The sequence below is a fragment of the Neisseria sp. HMSC070F02 genome (assembly GCF_001814225.1).
GTDB lineage: Bacteria > Pseudomonadota > Gammaproteobacteria > Burkholderiales > Neisseriaceae > Neisseria > Neisseria meningitidis.
In genome coordinates, this window is the sequence record NZ_KV815412.1 from 1 (window position 1) to 264 (window position 264).

Here is a 264-nt window from a genome sequence, read left to right on the forward strand (position 1 = left end):
TAGCGGCAGATTATGCCAGTTACAGAAAATGGAACAACAATAAATATTCCGTCAACACAAAAGAGGTGAGAAGAAACAATAACGCTGGCAACTGGCGAGAACTGAAGACGGAAAATCAGGAAAACGGCAGCTTCCACGCCTCTTCTTCTCTCGGCTTATCCGCCATTTACGATTTCAAACTCAACGATAAATTCGATAAATTCAAACCCTATATCGGTGTGCGCGTCGCCTACGGACACGTTAAACATCAGGTTCATTCAGTGA

Annotated in this window: 1 protein-coding gene; it reads left to right on the top strand. The window is 43.6% G+C overall.

Translation table 11 applies throughout. The annotated features are described in order from the left end of the window. The coding region (locus HMPREF2959_RS04835; protein WP_246829039.1) for an opacity family porin at positions 1-264 on the top strand (264 nt) is incomplete at both ends.